We start from the raw sequence: 15,008 nt of genomic DNA, 5'->3' as shown, positions 1-15,008 counted from the left end.
TGACTGGTTGTCAATGAGCATTCCGAGCCGGTTTTTAACGCCGCATAACCAAGTTTCAAGCGATTTCGTACATAGCCTAGACTCTTTCGTGCGCCTTAACCCGTGCATCCATCTTGTGTCGGACGATTCGTCTGTTGTGACCGGTACGGCTGCGCCGGTCGGTGGTGGCGCCTCGATTGCGCGTATGTGAACCCGTTGGCGGCATCCCGTTGTTCAAGACTCGGTGCCGTCCTGTCTACTTCACCCACGAAAAAGGAGTCACCGATGGACCTGAATCTGAAAGGCAAACTCGCGCTGGTCAGCGGGAGCACGGCCGGCATTGGCCTGGCGATCGCCAGCACGTTGGCGCAGGAGGGCGCCCGTGTCATCGTCAACGGCCGCTCCCAGTCGTCTGTGGACGATGTGGTTGCGCAACTGAAAGCGCAGACCGGTGGCGATGTGCAGGGGTTCGCGGGCGATCTGAGCACGGCCGCCGCAGCCGAAGAGGTCGCACGACGCTATCCGCAGGTGGACATTCTGGTCAACAACCTGGGCATCTTCGAGCCCAAGCTGTTTGAAGAGATCCCTGACGCGGACTGGCAACGTTTCTTCGATGTCAACGTGCTGAGTGGTGTACGCCTGGCTCGCCTGTTTCTGCCGGCGATGAGGCGGGCCGACTGGGGGCGTATTATTTTCATCTCGAGCGAAAGCGGGGTGCAGATTCCGGTCGAAATGATCCACTACGGGGTGACGAAAACGGCGCAGCTTGCCGTCTCGCGTGGCTTGGCCGAGGCCGTTGCCGGCACGGGCATTACCGTCAACAGCGTCCTGCCGGGGCCGACGAAATCGCGCGGAGTGGGCGAATTCGTCGAGACCCTTGCCAAAGCCGAGGGGCAATCGTTCGAAGCGTTCGAAAAGGCCTTTTTCGAGAAGGTTCGCCCCACCTCGCTCATCAAGCGATTTGGCTCACCGCAGGAGATTGCCTCCCTCGTGGCCTATCTGGCCAGTCCGCTTTCGTCGGCCACGACGGGCGCTGCGTTGCGAGCCGATGGGGGCGTGATAAAGAGCGCTTTCTAGACCCACGCCGGCGTTGAGCCGGCGTCTTGCTCCTTGGCTTCGGGACGAGGCGGGCCACGGACTGTTACCCAACCGCCAACCTGCACACTCGCGGTGCACTCCGTGAGCCATTCGGTAGCACTCACCTCTGTTCCCCCTCAACCGTCCATCTCCCATTTGCGAAGCTCTTTCCCTTCCCTATCAGTCCCTTAAACCTCCGCCCTGCAACCTGGCACACAGTTTGCTGTTTTGCATCCATGGATAATTGGATACAAAAATACAAAAGGTGCCGTCATGCAATTCGCTCCCGCCTATGTAGACCGTCAGCCCCAGACCGCCGAGGAGGAGGCCTACAACTTCCTGCTGCAGGCCATCTGTAACGGCCGCTACCGCCAGGGTGACCGCCTGATTGCCGAGGACATCGCCACGGAAATCGGCATGAGCCGCATGCCGGTGCGCGAGGCCTTTCGCCGCCTCGATGCCCAGGGCCTGGTGACCCTGCGCCCCAACCGCGGCGCGGTGGTCAGTGGCCTGGATATCGATGAGCTGCATGAGGTATTCGAGATGCGCAGCGCCCTTGAGGGCCTGGCGGTGCGGATCGCTGTCGGCCGTATCGGCGAGCGTCAACTGGCGGCGCTGGAGCGCATGCTCGACGAGATGGACGACTATCGCGATGACGGTGCGCAGTGGGTCAGTCGCCATCGCGCTTTCCACGAACATTTGTGCAGCTTCAGTGGTCGCCCGCGGCTGATGAAGCAGATTTTCGCGCTGTACTCGCTGATCGAGGCGCCCATGCGCCTGTGGCTGCAGCACGGCGAGAAACCCCTCAGCGCCCGCGATGAACACGCGGTGATTCTCGATGCGATCCGCTCCGGTGATGCGGCGAAGGTCGAAGCCGTGGTTCGCGAGCACATCGAGGGCACCGTGCCGGCGCTGATCCAGTTCCTGCAATCGGAAAAATAGAGGCGGGTCCGAACCCGCCCGTGTGTTGACTTTGAATCCTGCCGTTTTCCAACGAAGTGGAGTGTCTGGTCATGCATTTACGCCGTGCCTTGCTGCTGGCTGTTTCCCTCGGGCTGTCCGCGCAATGGGCCGCCGCCGCGCCCCAGGTGCCGGAGCGCCTGAAGTCGGTCGAAAAACTCACTTATTGCTCGGGGATGGATTCGCCACCCCTGGTGTCCTTCGACGAAGCGCAGAAGCCCCGCGGGCTGACCGTCGACCTCGGCCTGGAGATCGCCAGGCGCCTGGGCAATAAACCGGTGCAGTGGCGGGTGATTCCGTTCTCCGGCCTGGTGCCGGCGCTGCTCGCCGGGCAGTGCGACATGATCGTCGACCAACTGTTCGACAAGCCCGAACGGCGCCAGGTGATCGATATCGTCAACTACATGTACTCCAGCCAGGCGGTGGTGGTACCCAAGGGCAATCCCAAGGGGCTCAAGACCCTGGACAGCCTGTCCGGGCACAAGGTTGCGGTGCTCAACGGTTCCACCATCAAGACCCTGCTCGACGCCCAGAACGACAGCCTGACCAAGGCCGGCAAGGCGCCCATGAAGGTGGTGGTCTACAACACCGACACCGACGCCTTCCAGGCCCTGCGCATCAACCAGGTGGATGCCTACGGCACCACGGTCGAGACCGCCGGCTACTACGCCGCGATGGCGCCGGACCTGTTCGAGGAGGGCGTGCCGGCCTTCAGCCGCATCCTTACCGGCCTGGGCATCCGCAAGGACGACGCGCAACTGAGCGCCGCGGTGCAGCAGATCGTCAACGACATGCGCAGCGATGGCAGCTACGCCAAATTGCTGGGCACCTGGCATGTCAGCAGCGACACCCTCGACTGAGGAACAGCATCGATGAACTTCAACTGGGATGTGTTCTGGCAGTACCTGTTGCAGCCCAGCGGGGTGTACCTCACGGGGCTGTGGCTGACCTGCCTGATCGCCGTGCTGGCCATGCTGCTGGGCTGCGTGCTGGGTCTGGCGGCGGCGCTGATGCGCCTGTCCGGCAACCCGCTGCTGCAATGGCCGGTACGCTTTTACGTGTGGCTGATGCGCGGCACGCCGTTGCTGGTGCAGATCGTCTTTCTCTACACGGCACTGGCTGCGGGGGGCGTCTTTCGTTTCGAGGATATCTCGCTGTTCGGCCTGGTGGTGCCCGGCAATATCCAGGCGGCGATCATCGCCCTGGGCCTGAATGAAGGCGCCTACATGGCCGAGATCATCCGCGCCGGCATCGGCGCGGTGGACAAGGGCCAGTACGAGGCCGGGCGGTCCCTGGGCATGACCTTCGGCAAGCTGATGCGCCGCATCGTGTTGCCCCAGGCCTTTCGGGTGATCGTGCCGCCGATCGGCAACGAGTTCAACGTGATGCTGAAGAACACCACCCTGGTCAGCGTGATCGGCGTGCAGGAGCTGTTGCTGAGCACGCAGATGGTCACTTCGGCGACCTTCCGCGTGTTCGAGCTGTACCTGGTGGTGGCCATCTACTTCCTGCTGCTGACGACCTTGTGGGGCTTCTTCCAGCGCTGGCTGGAAAGCCGTTCCGGTCGCTCCGACCGGCCGGACTCGTCGCCACCGGCCGCCAGCCGGATGTTCGGCCGCGGCTCCCTGAAACTGCTGAGAGGACGCTGAGCATGGCGCACAAAAGCGAAGAGCTGGTGATCGAGGCGCTGGACATTCACAAGTCCTTTGGCAATCTGCCGATTCTCAAGGGCGTGTCGCTGCAGGTCCGGCGCGGTGAAGTGGTGGTGCTGATCGGCGCCTCGGGCTCGGGCAAGACCACCTTCATCCGCTGCATCAACCTGCTCGAAGACATCCAGGGCGGACGCATCCGCGTCAACGGCCATGCCATGGGCTATCGCGAGCGTCCCGACGGCAGCCGGGTGCGCGACTCCGAGCGCAATATCGCTCGCCAGCGCCGGGACATCGGCATGGTCTTCCAGCGCTTCAACCTGTTCCCGCACATGACCGCGCTGGAAAACATCATCGAGGCGCCGATCCAGGTGCTCGGCGTGCCCAAGGCCGAGGCCCTGGAGCAGGCCAGGCAACTGCTGGCCCGGGTCGGCCTGGCGGACAAGGGCGGGCATTACCCGTCGATGCTTTCCGGGGGCCAGCAACAGCGGGTGGCGATTGCACGGGCCCTGGCGATGAAACCCCAGGCGATGCTCTTCGACGAGCCCACCAGCGCCCTCGATCCGGAAATCGTCGGCGAGGTGCTGCAGGTGATGAAGGAGCTGGCCGAGGAGGGCATGACCATGGTCGTGGTCACTCATGAAATGGGTTTTGCCCGGGAAGTCGCCGACCGCGTGGTGGTGCTCGACCAGGGCGAACTGATCGAGCAGGGCCCGCCGGAACAGATCTTCAACCATCCGACCCATGCCCGTACCCGGGCCTTTCTCAGCCGCGTGCTCTGAGTCTGTTCGTCGAATTTGTCCGCGGTGCGTTGCCGCGGCCCATGAATGCCCCTATTTCAAGAGCCTTTGTCATGTTGAATCTCTCTGCCCATGAATATCCCTATCCGTCGCAGCGCCAGAGCGTCTTCGCCCGCCGAGGCATGGTCGCCGCCTCCCAGCCGTTGGCAGCCCAGGCTGGCATTGAAATGCTGCACAAGGGCGGTAATGCGATTGATGCCGCAATCGCCACGGCTGCTGCACTGACCGTGGTCGAACCGACGGGCTGCGGGATTGGCGGCGACGCCTTCGCCCTGGTCTGGACCCGGGGTCAACTGCATGGTCTCAACGCGAACGGCCAGGCGCCTGCCGCGCTCGACAGGGCGTCGGTCAAGGCGGCCGGCCACGCCGAGATGCCGCTCTACGGCTGGACCCCGGTCACCGTCCCCGGCTGCCCCTCGGCCTGGGCGCAGTTGTCGCAGCGCTTCGGCAAGCTGCCGTTTGCCGAGCTGCTGCAACCGGCCATCAGCCTGGCCCGCGACGGCTTTCCGGTGTCGCCGGTGGTCGCCCATCAATGGCAGATCGCGCTGAACGAATTCACCCCGCACCGCGACGGCGTGCTGCAGGCCTGGTTCGACACCTTCCTGATCGACGGCCGCGCCCCCAGGGCCGGTGAGCTGTTCAGCAATCCGGCCCAGGCCGATACCCTGGCGGAACTGGCCGCCACTCGCTGTGAAAGCTTCTACCGCGGGCCGCTGGCCCAGCGCCTCGACGCCCACTCACGCGCCACCGGCGGCTACCTGCGCGCCAGTGACCTGGACGGTTACCGCGCTCAGTGGGTCGACCCGATCCATATCAACTACCGGGGCGTCGACGTCTGGGAAATCCCTCCCAGTGGTCAGGGCCTGGTGGCGCTGATGGCGCTGAAGATCCTCGAAGGCTTCGACTTCGACCATCGCGACAGTCAGCAGACCTGGCACCGGCAGTTGGAGGCGATGAAGCTTGCCTACAGCGACGGCCTGCACTACATCACCGACCCGCAGCACATGCGCGTGGCGGTGCAGCAATTGCTCAGCGACGACTATGCCCGGCGCCGGCGCGGGCAGATCACCGACCGGGCCCAGTCGCCCAAGCCGGGCGACCCTCATGCCAGCGGCACGGTCTACCTGGCGACAGCGGATGCCGAGGGCAACATGGTCTCGTTCATCCAGAGCAACTATCACGGCTTCGGCTCGGGGGTGGTGCTGCCGGACAGCGGGATCGCCCTGCAGAACCGCGGGCAGGAATTCAGCCTCGACCCCGCGCACGCCAACTGCCTGGTACCGGGCAAGAAAACCTTTCACACCATCATTCCCGGATTCCTCACCAGGAACGGGCAGGCGCTGGGACCGTTTGGCGTGATGGGCGGCTACATGCAGCCGCAGGGGCATGTGCAGATGGTGATGAACCTGGTGGACTTCGGGCTCAATCCGCAGGCGGCCCTGGATGCACCACGCTGGCAGTGGCTGGGCGGTAACAAGGTCGGGATCGAGCAGGGCGCGTCGCGGGATCTGATCAATGCCCTGGCGCGCCGGGGGCATGAGGTGGTGGTGGCCAGTGACCTGACCGACTATGGACGCGGGCAGATCATCTTGCGCGACCCGGTGAGCGGGGTGCTGTGGGGCGGGACGGAGCCGCGGGCGGATTCGGTGGTGGGGGTTTGGTAGAGGCGTCCTCGTTGCCATGGTTCGGGGCATCGTCTGCAGTCTTGCGCCTGGCCATGGGCAACCCCCAGGACCTCATCCTGGGCAGCAGCCATCAGCCGATCGGGAGCGCAAGCCAGCAGATCCCGGGGGCGCTTGCCACCGAGCATGCTGTTGTCGGAGCGGAACCAGTAGGCCATACCCCAGCTGTCCTTATGACCGGCAAACACCTCGAAATACGGCCCGCACAGGGCTGCTTGAGTGGCTGGTCAGCGTTTGCAGCCAAGCCATCAGGCGATGTAGGCGACGGGCGGTAGCAAACCCCTTCGGAAAAAATTCGACAGAGTAATGGCGCTTGGCTATACCCAATCGGCGGGTTGAGCCTTCGCCCCTCGAGGCCGCTTTCAGGCACGTCAGTGTGGGGAGAAATCTTCCTGATCACCAAGCATTTCAGCGTCAAGCAATCGAGCTCTTCAATCGCAACGGTTCCCTGCCAACCGTGCCGGGAATCTGGTTCGTAGCCCCAGGCCATGGAGGCCAATGATGCGTTTGCCAATGACCCGTGTGGACTCGCTCCACTTATTGCCGAATCTGCCAAAAACCGACCGACACCTGCCTGGTGTGCTGGCTGAGCGACACCCCGTCCCCCTGTCCCCCTAGATCGGCATGCGTTACTTGCCGTGAGGCTGCGTCGCTAAGCCGCTGCCTTCGCGGATGTCGTGATGACTTCAACTATCACTCGTTCAAAGTGTGAGGACTTCTTATGGCTGTCAAAAATGATTTTCTCGTTCGAAACAATCTGAGTGACACAGGGAAACTGCCGCGTTCGGGGAGCTGGACCGGAAGCCCGGATATTCTGGTCGCCGGCCAGAGTGCCTTGTCGACTCAGGAGATGATTTCCAAGTACGGCCAGGCTTTCGACCAGGACGTGAAGGAGTATTTCACCAACAACTTTTATGTCCGGGCAAAGAACGTCAGCGCTGCAAAAGCCACGCAGAACGTGTACCTGTTCCGGGTGCCGCAGAATCTGTTCCTGGCACCGAACGTCTGGTACAACGAAGACAACCTGATGGTCTACACCTCCGTTGTCCCCGACCCCAACGATCCGACCAAAACCATAGAAGTCCGACAGGACTACCAGACCCTCAGCGCCGCCCCCAACGAGATCGTCGCCACCAATGCCTTCACCTGGAAGCCGCAGACCACCGAACATCATTGCCTGGTCGCGGTGATTGCCGACAGCTTCGATGCGGTCAACGCGCAGTTTCCCTCCGGCGTCAATTCCAGCGTCGACCAGTATGCGGCGTGGATCTATGCCAACCGCAACCTGGGCTGGCACAACGTGAACATCCAGGCGGTCACGGCCTCGGATGTCTATGAGCAGCAGATCAGCCTGAACCAGACCTGGGACGATGCCTTGTTCACCTGCTCGATCCAGGTCACCAATGTTCCGGTGGGGGCGGTGGTGGGGTTCACCTCGAACAACAACACCAAATGGGGCGACTCCATCGCGGTAGGAGACACCACCGTTCCGGAGAAACCGGGGGCCAAGGACCCGAACATCAACCCCAACTTTGTCGTCGGCACCAATGTGAAGATCCAGGGCGGCTATGCCGGGAAAGTCACCTTCTATATCAATTTCAAGGGCAAGCCCAAGCCGGCGAACTTCTCCATGCAGTTCGTGGTCACCAACGCCCCTGAACTGTCTGCCGCCGCGCGCGCCAGCGTGAGCCATCTGCTGGAGCAGGACTCGAATCTGGAAAATCACTACCGGCGTTGCAACTTCGATGAGCACAGCATTTTCGTGGACCCGAAAAACGGTGAGCACTACCTGGGCTATGAGGGCTACAGGACGCTTTTGAGCGTACAGCCGACGCTGGTGACCATCGTCGGCTCCAACGGTGTCATTCCCAACGGCGGTTTCCGCTAGGGCTCAGGTCAATCCAAGGAGGAATGCAAAATGTCCAATGACTACAACTGGCTGTTCATCCGCAACAACCTGGCCCAGACCGCGCCGGGCAAGACACCGCCGACCGATGAGTCGCCCGATTTGATCACTCGCCTTACGCCTGCCAGTGCTGCCGATCTCAGCAGTTTCGTCGAGTGCTACGACCAGAAGTTCTCGCAGGATGTCGACTACCACGCTACCAACTACGTTTATGTCCGGGCCAGGAACCTGGGCAAGGATACGACCAAAACCGCAGTGGGCAGTGTTCAACTGTGGTACTGCAGCGCCAATAACATCAACAGCAAGCCACAGTGGGTCCGGTTGAATACACAGGACCAGAGCAACGTGGTCACCATCAGTGCGCCGGGGCAGGGGGTTGCCGTCACAGAGACGCCTTTTCTGTTCAGCAACGTCTCGCCACCGGCGCAGGGCGCGCCCTACAACCTGATCGCCTTCATCACCGATGCCAACCATCCCGCACCTTCAGGCAGCGCGTTCGTGCCGCTGCAAGAGGCAATCGTGGAAGCCGGCAACGCGGCCTACGTGGCCCTGGCGGTTCCGCCCAAGCCTCCGACTCCCGCCACGGGCTTCGGCTGGTCCAGCACGGTGGCCTTGAACAATGCCCATTCCGTGGATGTGTCCGTGACCCTATCGGCTTCCAGGTTCGATCCGGGTGCCGAAATGTATTTCATATTCGACAAGCCCGATGCCAATGGCGAGGTCATTTCGATCGGCAAGGTGCCGGTGGTCAGCGGTCAGGTCTACAGCACCAACGTGACCTTGCCGGCCAACTACGTCAGCCAGGTGACGGTCTTCTACAACGCCAAGGTGCCTGCCGGTGGACAGCTCGCTTCTGACTTCCAGCTGCAGGTGATTCAGCTTCCACCCCAGCAGGGGGGGGGGACTATCCAGCCATCGAAGCTGCTCGAACAGTTCAAGGTGTCGCTGACTCAGGTCCTTTCGGTTGCCAAGTAAGGTCTGGCTCAACGCGGGAGGCCACGCAGGTGGTCTCCCGCCACAGCACTTCCCTCGACGAGCGGCCCGGAGTTCCCATGGCGATATCCTTGAAGGTGAAAAGCAACTATGGCGGCAACCTGGTCAGCCAGAAGTATCAGCCGGTCGAAACGCCGGCGTTGGAGGTGGCCGACAAGGACGATTGCCTGGCCCTGGCCAATGAGCGCATCAATGTACTGAGTGAGTTTTGCAAGCTGCCCAGGGTGCTGGATTTTTTTACCGGTGGCACCGCTGCGGCGATCCTGCACGCAGAAGACCAAGCAACCTCCCTGCCGCCCCTGGTGGTCATTTCAAGCAATCGCAGCAGTTGGATCGCCTGCGGCTTTGCACGCGGTGCCGATCGCTTGAGCGAACTGGGGCTGAACGAATTCACCGATGTCACCGACCTTCGTGCACTGGACCCCAGACCCGGGCCTGATACTCGCCCGGTCCCGGCCTGGTATTACCCCCCGCGGGTCAACAGCCCGGGCCGACGCATCTACGTCATGGTTCACGTTCTTGAATACAAGAAGTACCGCAAGGCATTGGGAGCCGTCCCCAACCTGCATGTCATCGGCTGGTCGTTTCATGCCGATGGCACTGATTGGTGGCTGAGCGGCGACTACCCCTATGTCGGTTTCGGCGCCAGCCGCTATGCGGCCATCGAGTTCTGCAAATGGCTGCGCCGCAACTCCAACCACCGCTGGGACTATGCCTGGCTCGTGGATGACAACGTTTACTACCTCAACAGTTTTCGTGGCCTGGCGGAAGCCGAGGCGGCAATGCTGGCGCGAGGCTATGTCGGCCTGGGTTTTGGCAGTGAAACGGCAACGGACACCACCGATGCCATTCTTGCCGATCGCAAGGCCAAGCGCCGTTTCGTGAGCAACCCGGGTGGCACCTACGCAGGTTCCACATTCAGGAAGGACCGGGTCCTGCAGCAGGCCGTGCTGTGGAATATCGACTGGTTGGACCAGCATAACCTGAACTTCAGTCCGTATTTCATCGCCTCGGCCGAAGACACCAGCATCACCAACTACCTGGACACCCACGGACATGCCTTCGGTATCACCACCGAGTCGACGATCCTCAAACAGACCAACAGTTATTTCGATGACGACAAGCTGGGCAAGACCCTCAACAGCATCCGTTACAACTATGAGCGTTGGTATGCGATTACCGAGGGCGCCAGGCGCGTGATCAACAAGGAGGGGGCTGCCACACCGGTCCCGCTCAAGGACTTGATCGTCAACAGTGTCTTTCCGGTTTCACTGATCAAGGACCAGGCCACAAAGAATGAAGCGCGCAATCGTGCCATTTGCCAGGCCACGGAGTCGATCCTTGCCGTCGGTGTGAAGCACGACGGTTTTACGCCCGACCAGTTGTTCCAGCCCAACGGTAATCAGCAGCAAGTGACCAGCATCACTTGAGCAGGAGTCAGCAGTGGATATCAACCAACTGGCAAGCGATCTGCGCAAGCAGGCAACGGATGACGGCAAGCTGGTGCTCGACAAGCGCCTGCTCAGCGATGAACAGGTAGCGCAGATTGCCGTCGCCTTCCTGCTCGACAAGGACGCGGCGCTGATCGTGGAGGGCGTCCAGGGCAGTGACATCATTGGTCCGGATGCCGGAGTGGTGCGGGTTACGTCAGGCACTGGCGCCCTGTTCAAGGTCAAGGATGTCGGCCTGCAACTGAGCTTTAGCATCGACGGTGACAAGGTGGCGGTGCTGATCGAGGCGAGCCTGCCTTCGGGTTGGGACTTTGCCTCAAGCTGGCCGGCGATGACGTTCTTTCCCTTCAACCTGCTCAAGCCGGCCAACCCGCGCCTGGTTTACACCTCGCTGGCGCAGGCGGCGTTTCGCTGGTCGAAGGAGGATGCAAGCACCATCGGCCTGGCCCAGGGGCAGAACTTCCTGTCCACGATCGGGCTGCAGAACATTGCCGGTGTCGGGGCGATTCTGGGGGACCTGGTAGGGACTTCGGCCTACAAGTTCTACGGCCCGTTTGCGCCAGTCAGCGATGCCCCGTACCCGGTTGGCCGGATCAGTGCCCCGGTCTCCGATGCGGTGTTTGCCATCGGGATCGGGGACTGGGCATTGAGCTTGTCCGCACCGGCGGTTGGCGTGAGCATCAGCGCCCCGGACGACAGCCCGCAGCAGATCGGTTTCGCGGTGTCCTCGCTGTTCAATGGCAAGCTCGATTGCGGCGTGGAGATCTCCCAGGGCCTCGATTCGCTGGTGATCTTTGCGCAGCCGGCACCCGGCGCGCAGTTCAATGCATCGGACATGATCAGGAGCCTGCCCGGCGGCCAGCATTACGACGACTACATTCCCCAGGCACTCAGCCAGGTGTTTGAAAACATCAGCCTGACGCGGTATCGCATGGTGCTGGTGAACAAGTCCGCGCCGGTCAGTTCGGTGACCCTGGGCATCCATACCCGGAACCCATGGACGCTGATTTCCAATGTCCTGACCCTGGAGTCCCTGACGCTCCTGATCCGGCTGATTGCACCCACCGGGCCAAAGGCCGAGACCAGCGTCGAGATCACCGCGACGGCGCAGTTTCTACCGACGCTGTTCAACACGTCATTCGACTTCACGCTTTCGCTGGCCAAACAGGCCAATGCCTGGAACATCGAGCAGATCAGCGGGCAGATGACCGAGAGTGTATCCCTGGAACACATCGTCAAGGGGGTGGTGGGAGCATCCGTACCGGTGCCCGCGGCACTGGGCGAAATCGTCTTCGACAGCTTCGGCATGACCGTGACCGGCGACCAGGGGACCTACGCCTACACGGTGTTCGGATCGGTGCGTACGGCGTTCACCTTGCTGGACACCAGCGTCGATGCGCAACTGTCGGTGTTGTTCAAGAAAACCGGTGCGGATGCCAGTGTGGCCTTGAGCGGCAGTTTCCTGGTCGGGCAGCAGAACTTCAGCTTCGAGCTCAAGTTCGATGCCGGCACCCAGCCCGGCGTGAAGCTCCAGGCGCACTGGCAGGCCGAGGACAACGACTATCTGCAGTTCGCGGATATCGCCTCGGCGCTGGGCTTTTCCATCCCCGCCATTCCTCCCGAACTCGACCTGGCCCTGTCACAGGCCAGTTTCGTCTATGACATGGGCAATAACACCGTGTTGCTCTCGGCCACCTCGGCCCATTACGGCACCGGTACCTTCGTCGCGTTGAAGACCCTGGACCCGAAAACCCAGGCAAGCACCTCCAATTATGTGTTTCAGATGTTACTCGGCTTTGAGGTGTCGCTGGCCGATCTGCCCCTGGTGGGCAAGATCTTCACCGATGACCGCCTGGGCAGTATCAGGAACGTCCAGGCACTGTTCGCCGCTTCGCCTCTGAGTGCCGACGAGGTGAAGACGCTCAACGCCATGCTGACCCAGGCCAAGGTCCCGGCGCAGTTGCCGCTGCCCAAGGATGCCAAGGGAACGACGATAGCGATCGCCGCGGGCTTCAACTTCTCGGCCGACATCGAGCTGGGAGGCGTGGCGTTGCCGCTCGCCGCCGGGGGCGATACCGCCCCGGTCAACACCCAGACCGCACCGGCCGTGGCGGCCAGGCCACCGACCGGCAATGCGGCCTGGCTGACAGTGGGCAAATCGATCGGCCCGGTATCGTTGGCGCGTATAGGCGTGCGCTATGAGGACGGCCGGGTCTGGTTGCTGATCGACGCCGGCTTCAGCCTGGCGATGCTGTCGTTCGACCTGCAGGGGCTGGGGCTCGGCTTCAGGATTCCGGACAGCAAAGGCGGTGACCTGGGCGTGGCGGCGCAGTTGGACGGCATGAGCCTGGCGCTGCAGGCCGGCCCCTTGAGCATCGCCGGTGGCTTCCTGCGCTTTGACAATGACTTTCTCGGCGAGGCGCGGGTGAGCGTGGCGACGTTCTCGCTCACAGCCATTGGCGGTTATGCCCCGGATGAAAGCTCGTTCTTCATTTTCGTGCGCCTGCAGCAACCGCTGGGGGGGCCTCCCTTCTTCTTCGTCACCGGCCTGGCTGGCGGTTTTGGTATCAACCGCAGCCTGCTGCTGCCCACTATCGATCAATTGACCAGCTACCCGCTGTTGCCACAGAACAACAAGCGCCCGGAGAACAGCTTTCCCACAACGCTGGGCACCAGCAACCCGGGGCAGGTGCTGCAGCAGACCCTGGTCAAGACCCAGTCCTACATCCACCCCCAGGCCGGCGAGTACTGGGTGGCCGCCGGTATCGACTTCACGTCGTTCGAAATGGTCGATGCCACGGCCTTGTTGACCGTGTCGTTCGGTGTATCGCTGGAGGTGGCCCTCCTGGGGATCTGCCGGGTGACCGTCCCCAAGGGCGCCCCCAAGCCCATCGTCTACCTGGAGGTGGCGCTGGAGGCCCGCTTCGAGTCGAGCAGCGGGCTGATCGCCGTCGATGGCCGGTTGACCCCGGCGTCGTTCATCTACGCCGGGCTCTGCCATGTCAGTGGCGGCTTTGCGTTCTACACCTGGTATGCCGGCGAGCATGCCGGCGAGTTCCTGGTGTCGATCGGCGGCTACAGCCCGCGATTCAAGAAGCCGGACTATTTCCCGACTGTCCCGCGTCTGCAGATGGTCTACGAGACCGGCCCCCTGGTCCTCAAGGGCGAGTGCTATTTCGCGTTGCTCTCGCACACCCTGATGGCCGGCTTCAACGTCCAAGCTACCTGGGAGTCGGGGCCGATCAGTGCCTGGTTCAGCGTCGGGGTCGATTTCCTGCTGGGCTGGCGACCGTTCCACTACGAGGCCGATGCCTATATCCACCTGGGCGCCTCGTTCAAGGCCAACCTGCTGTTCGTCACCGTGAGGATCACCATTCACGTCGGCGTCGAGCTGAGCGTCTGGGGCCCCGAGTTCGGCGGCGTGGCGACGGTCGACCTGGATATCATCAGCTTCAGTGTGCGTTTCGGCAGCGACAGGGCCCAACCGGACCCGGTGAGCTGGGAGGACTTCAAGACCTCCTTCCTGCCTGCAGCCAACGGCGCCACCCGCCAGCAGGGGCTGCAGGCCCGCAGCAATGCCGACAAGGCCGCAGGCGCACAACCGGCCCAACTGGTCATGGGCATGGTTCAACAGGGACTGATCAGCGACCTGAAAGCCAAGGACAGCGCGGCATTCTTTGACTGGGTGCTGGACCCCAACCATTTCGCCCTGGCCTCGAGCCTGGTGATCCCCAGCAAGACCGCACGGTTCAACGACTTCAAGGTCAACACGCCGTTCACTCCGACCGGTGCGTTCACCTATGTCGGCAGCGGCACGGCCCCGGATGGCCCCAGCGCCTATGGTGCCAGGGATGACGCGGGCTGGGCCGATGACTTTGGCGTTCTGCCCATGGCCCTGGACTCGGCGGATTTCAGTGTCGATCACCAGTTGCAACTGACCCGCCTGCCGGCCGGCGAGGATTACACCAAGCCTGAGAATTATCGGCTGCCGGTCAATGAAGTCGCCGTGGGCATCGTGTTGCAGAACGCCCAGGCGGCGCTCTGGGCGGGAACGGATCCGGGGCTCAACGGTACCCGCATGATCGCCGACACCCTGAGCGGCCTGCAGTTGCTGCCGATGATTCGCCACCCCGCGATAACGGCGGATGCGGACCTCTGGGCGCTGTTGTTCGACACCACGAAGAAGATGCTCTGGCTGCTCGACACCCCGACCATCGCCACCGAAGACAATTTCGCCGCCACCCTCAGCGAGCAGGGCACCGTGCTCAGCTACGAGCGGGCCGGTAACCCTGTGCGCAATGTCGATTTCGAGCTGGCCGACCTGGCCGCTGCGGCGGTCGTTGCCGAGCGCGGCAAGATGGTCGATAGCCTCAATGCCCTGGGCTTCAGCTTTGACAGTGCAGCCCTTGATGTCAGCCGCCTGGCCAGCTTCCCGCTTTGGGACTGGCCGATGATTCGCGTGCTGGGTGAAGAAACCAGCGCAATCTGATCACGACGTGTTGGAGACAAGC

General features: G+C 62.5%; 11 protein-coding genes. All 11 read left to right on the top strand.

Annotated elements, in window-relative coordinates; all coding sequences use genetic code 11:
• The coding region (locus PF66_RS33315; protein WP_206542437.1) for a hypothetical protein at nt 1-190 on the top strand (190 nt) is incomplete at its 5' end.
• Nucleotides 191-264: 74 nt separating this feature from the next.
• On the top strand, nt 265-1,056 hold the full coding sequence (locus PF66_RS26405) for an SDR family NAD(P)-dependent oxidoreductase (RefSeq protein ID WP_054064274.1): 792 nt from the start codon (nt 265-267) through the stop codon (nt 1,054-1,056).
• Between the two features lie 273 nt (nt 1,057-1,329).
• Complete coding sequence (locus PF66_RS26400; RefSeq protein WP_054060653.1) at nt 1,330-1,998, top strand: GntR family transcriptional regulator; 669 nt, start codon at nt 1,330-1,332, stop codon at nt 1,996-1,998.
• 71 nt (nt 1,999-2,069) lie between these two features.
• Nucleotides 2,070-2,876 (top strand): ABC transporter substrate-binding protein, encoded by an 807-nt coding sequence (locus PF66_RS26395; RefSeq protein WP_054060652.1) that lies wholly within the window; start codon nt 2,070-2,072, stop codon nt 2,874-2,876.
• Between the two features lie 12 nt (nt 2,877-2,888).
• A complete protein-coding gene (locus tag PF66_RS26390; RefSeq protein WP_054064273.1) occupies nt 2,889-3,665 on the top strand; it encodes an amino acid ABC transporter permease in 777 nt (258 codons plus the stop codon).
• Between the two features lie 2 nt (nt 3,666-3,667).
• Complete coding sequence (locus PF66_RS26385) at nt 3,668-4,447, top strand: amino acid ABC transporter ATP-binding protein (protein ID WP_054064272.1); 780 nt, start codon at nt 3,668-3,670, stop codon at nt 4,445-4,447.
• Nucleotides 4,448-4,518: 71 nt separating this feature from the next.
• Nucleotides 4,519-6,129 carry a gamma-glutamyltransferase family protein gene (locus tag PF66_RS26380; RefSeq protein WP_054064271.1) on the top strand — a complete coding sequence of 537 codons (1,611 nt, stop codon included), beginning with the start codon at nt 4,519-4,521 and terminating at the stop codon, nt 6,127-6,129.
• 739 nt (nt 6,130-6,868) lie between these two features.
• On the top strand, nt 6,869-8,035 hold the full coding sequence (locus PF66_RS26375) for a hypothetical protein (protein ID WP_160320669.1): 1,167 nt from the start codon (nt 6,869-6,871) through the stop codon (nt 8,033-8,035).
• A 30-nt stretch (nt 8,036-8,065) separates the two neighbouring features.
• Complete coding sequence (locus PF66_RS26370; protein WP_054057642.1) at nt 8,066-9,028, top strand: hypothetical protein; 963 nt, start codon at nt 8,066-8,068, stop codon at nt 9,026-9,028.
• 77 nt (nt 9,029-9,105) lie between these two features.
• Nucleotides 9,106-10,476: a hypothetical protein gene (locus PF66_RS26365; protein WP_054057643.1), complete on the top strand. Its 1,371-nt coding sequence runs from the start codon at nt 9,106-9,108 to the stop codon at nt 10,474-10,476.
• Nucleotides 10,477-10,489: 13 nt separating this feature from the next.
• Nucleotides 10,490-14,986 carry a DUF6603 domain-containing protein gene (locus PF66_RS26360; RefSeq protein ID WP_054057644.1) on the top strand — a complete coding sequence of 1,499 codons (4,497 nt, stop codon included), beginning with the start codon at nt 10,490-10,492 and terminating at the stop codon, nt 14,984-14,986.
• The last annotated feature ends 22 nt before the right edge of the window (nt 14,987-15,008 follow it).

Source organism: Pseudomonas asplenii (assembly GCF_001293465.1).
Lineage (GTDB): Bacteria > Pseudomonadota > Gammaproteobacteria > Pseudomonadales > Pseudomonadaceae > Aquipseudomonas > Aquipseudomonas fuscovaginae_B.
This window is presented reverse-complemented; position numbering and strand designations above follow the sequence as displayed.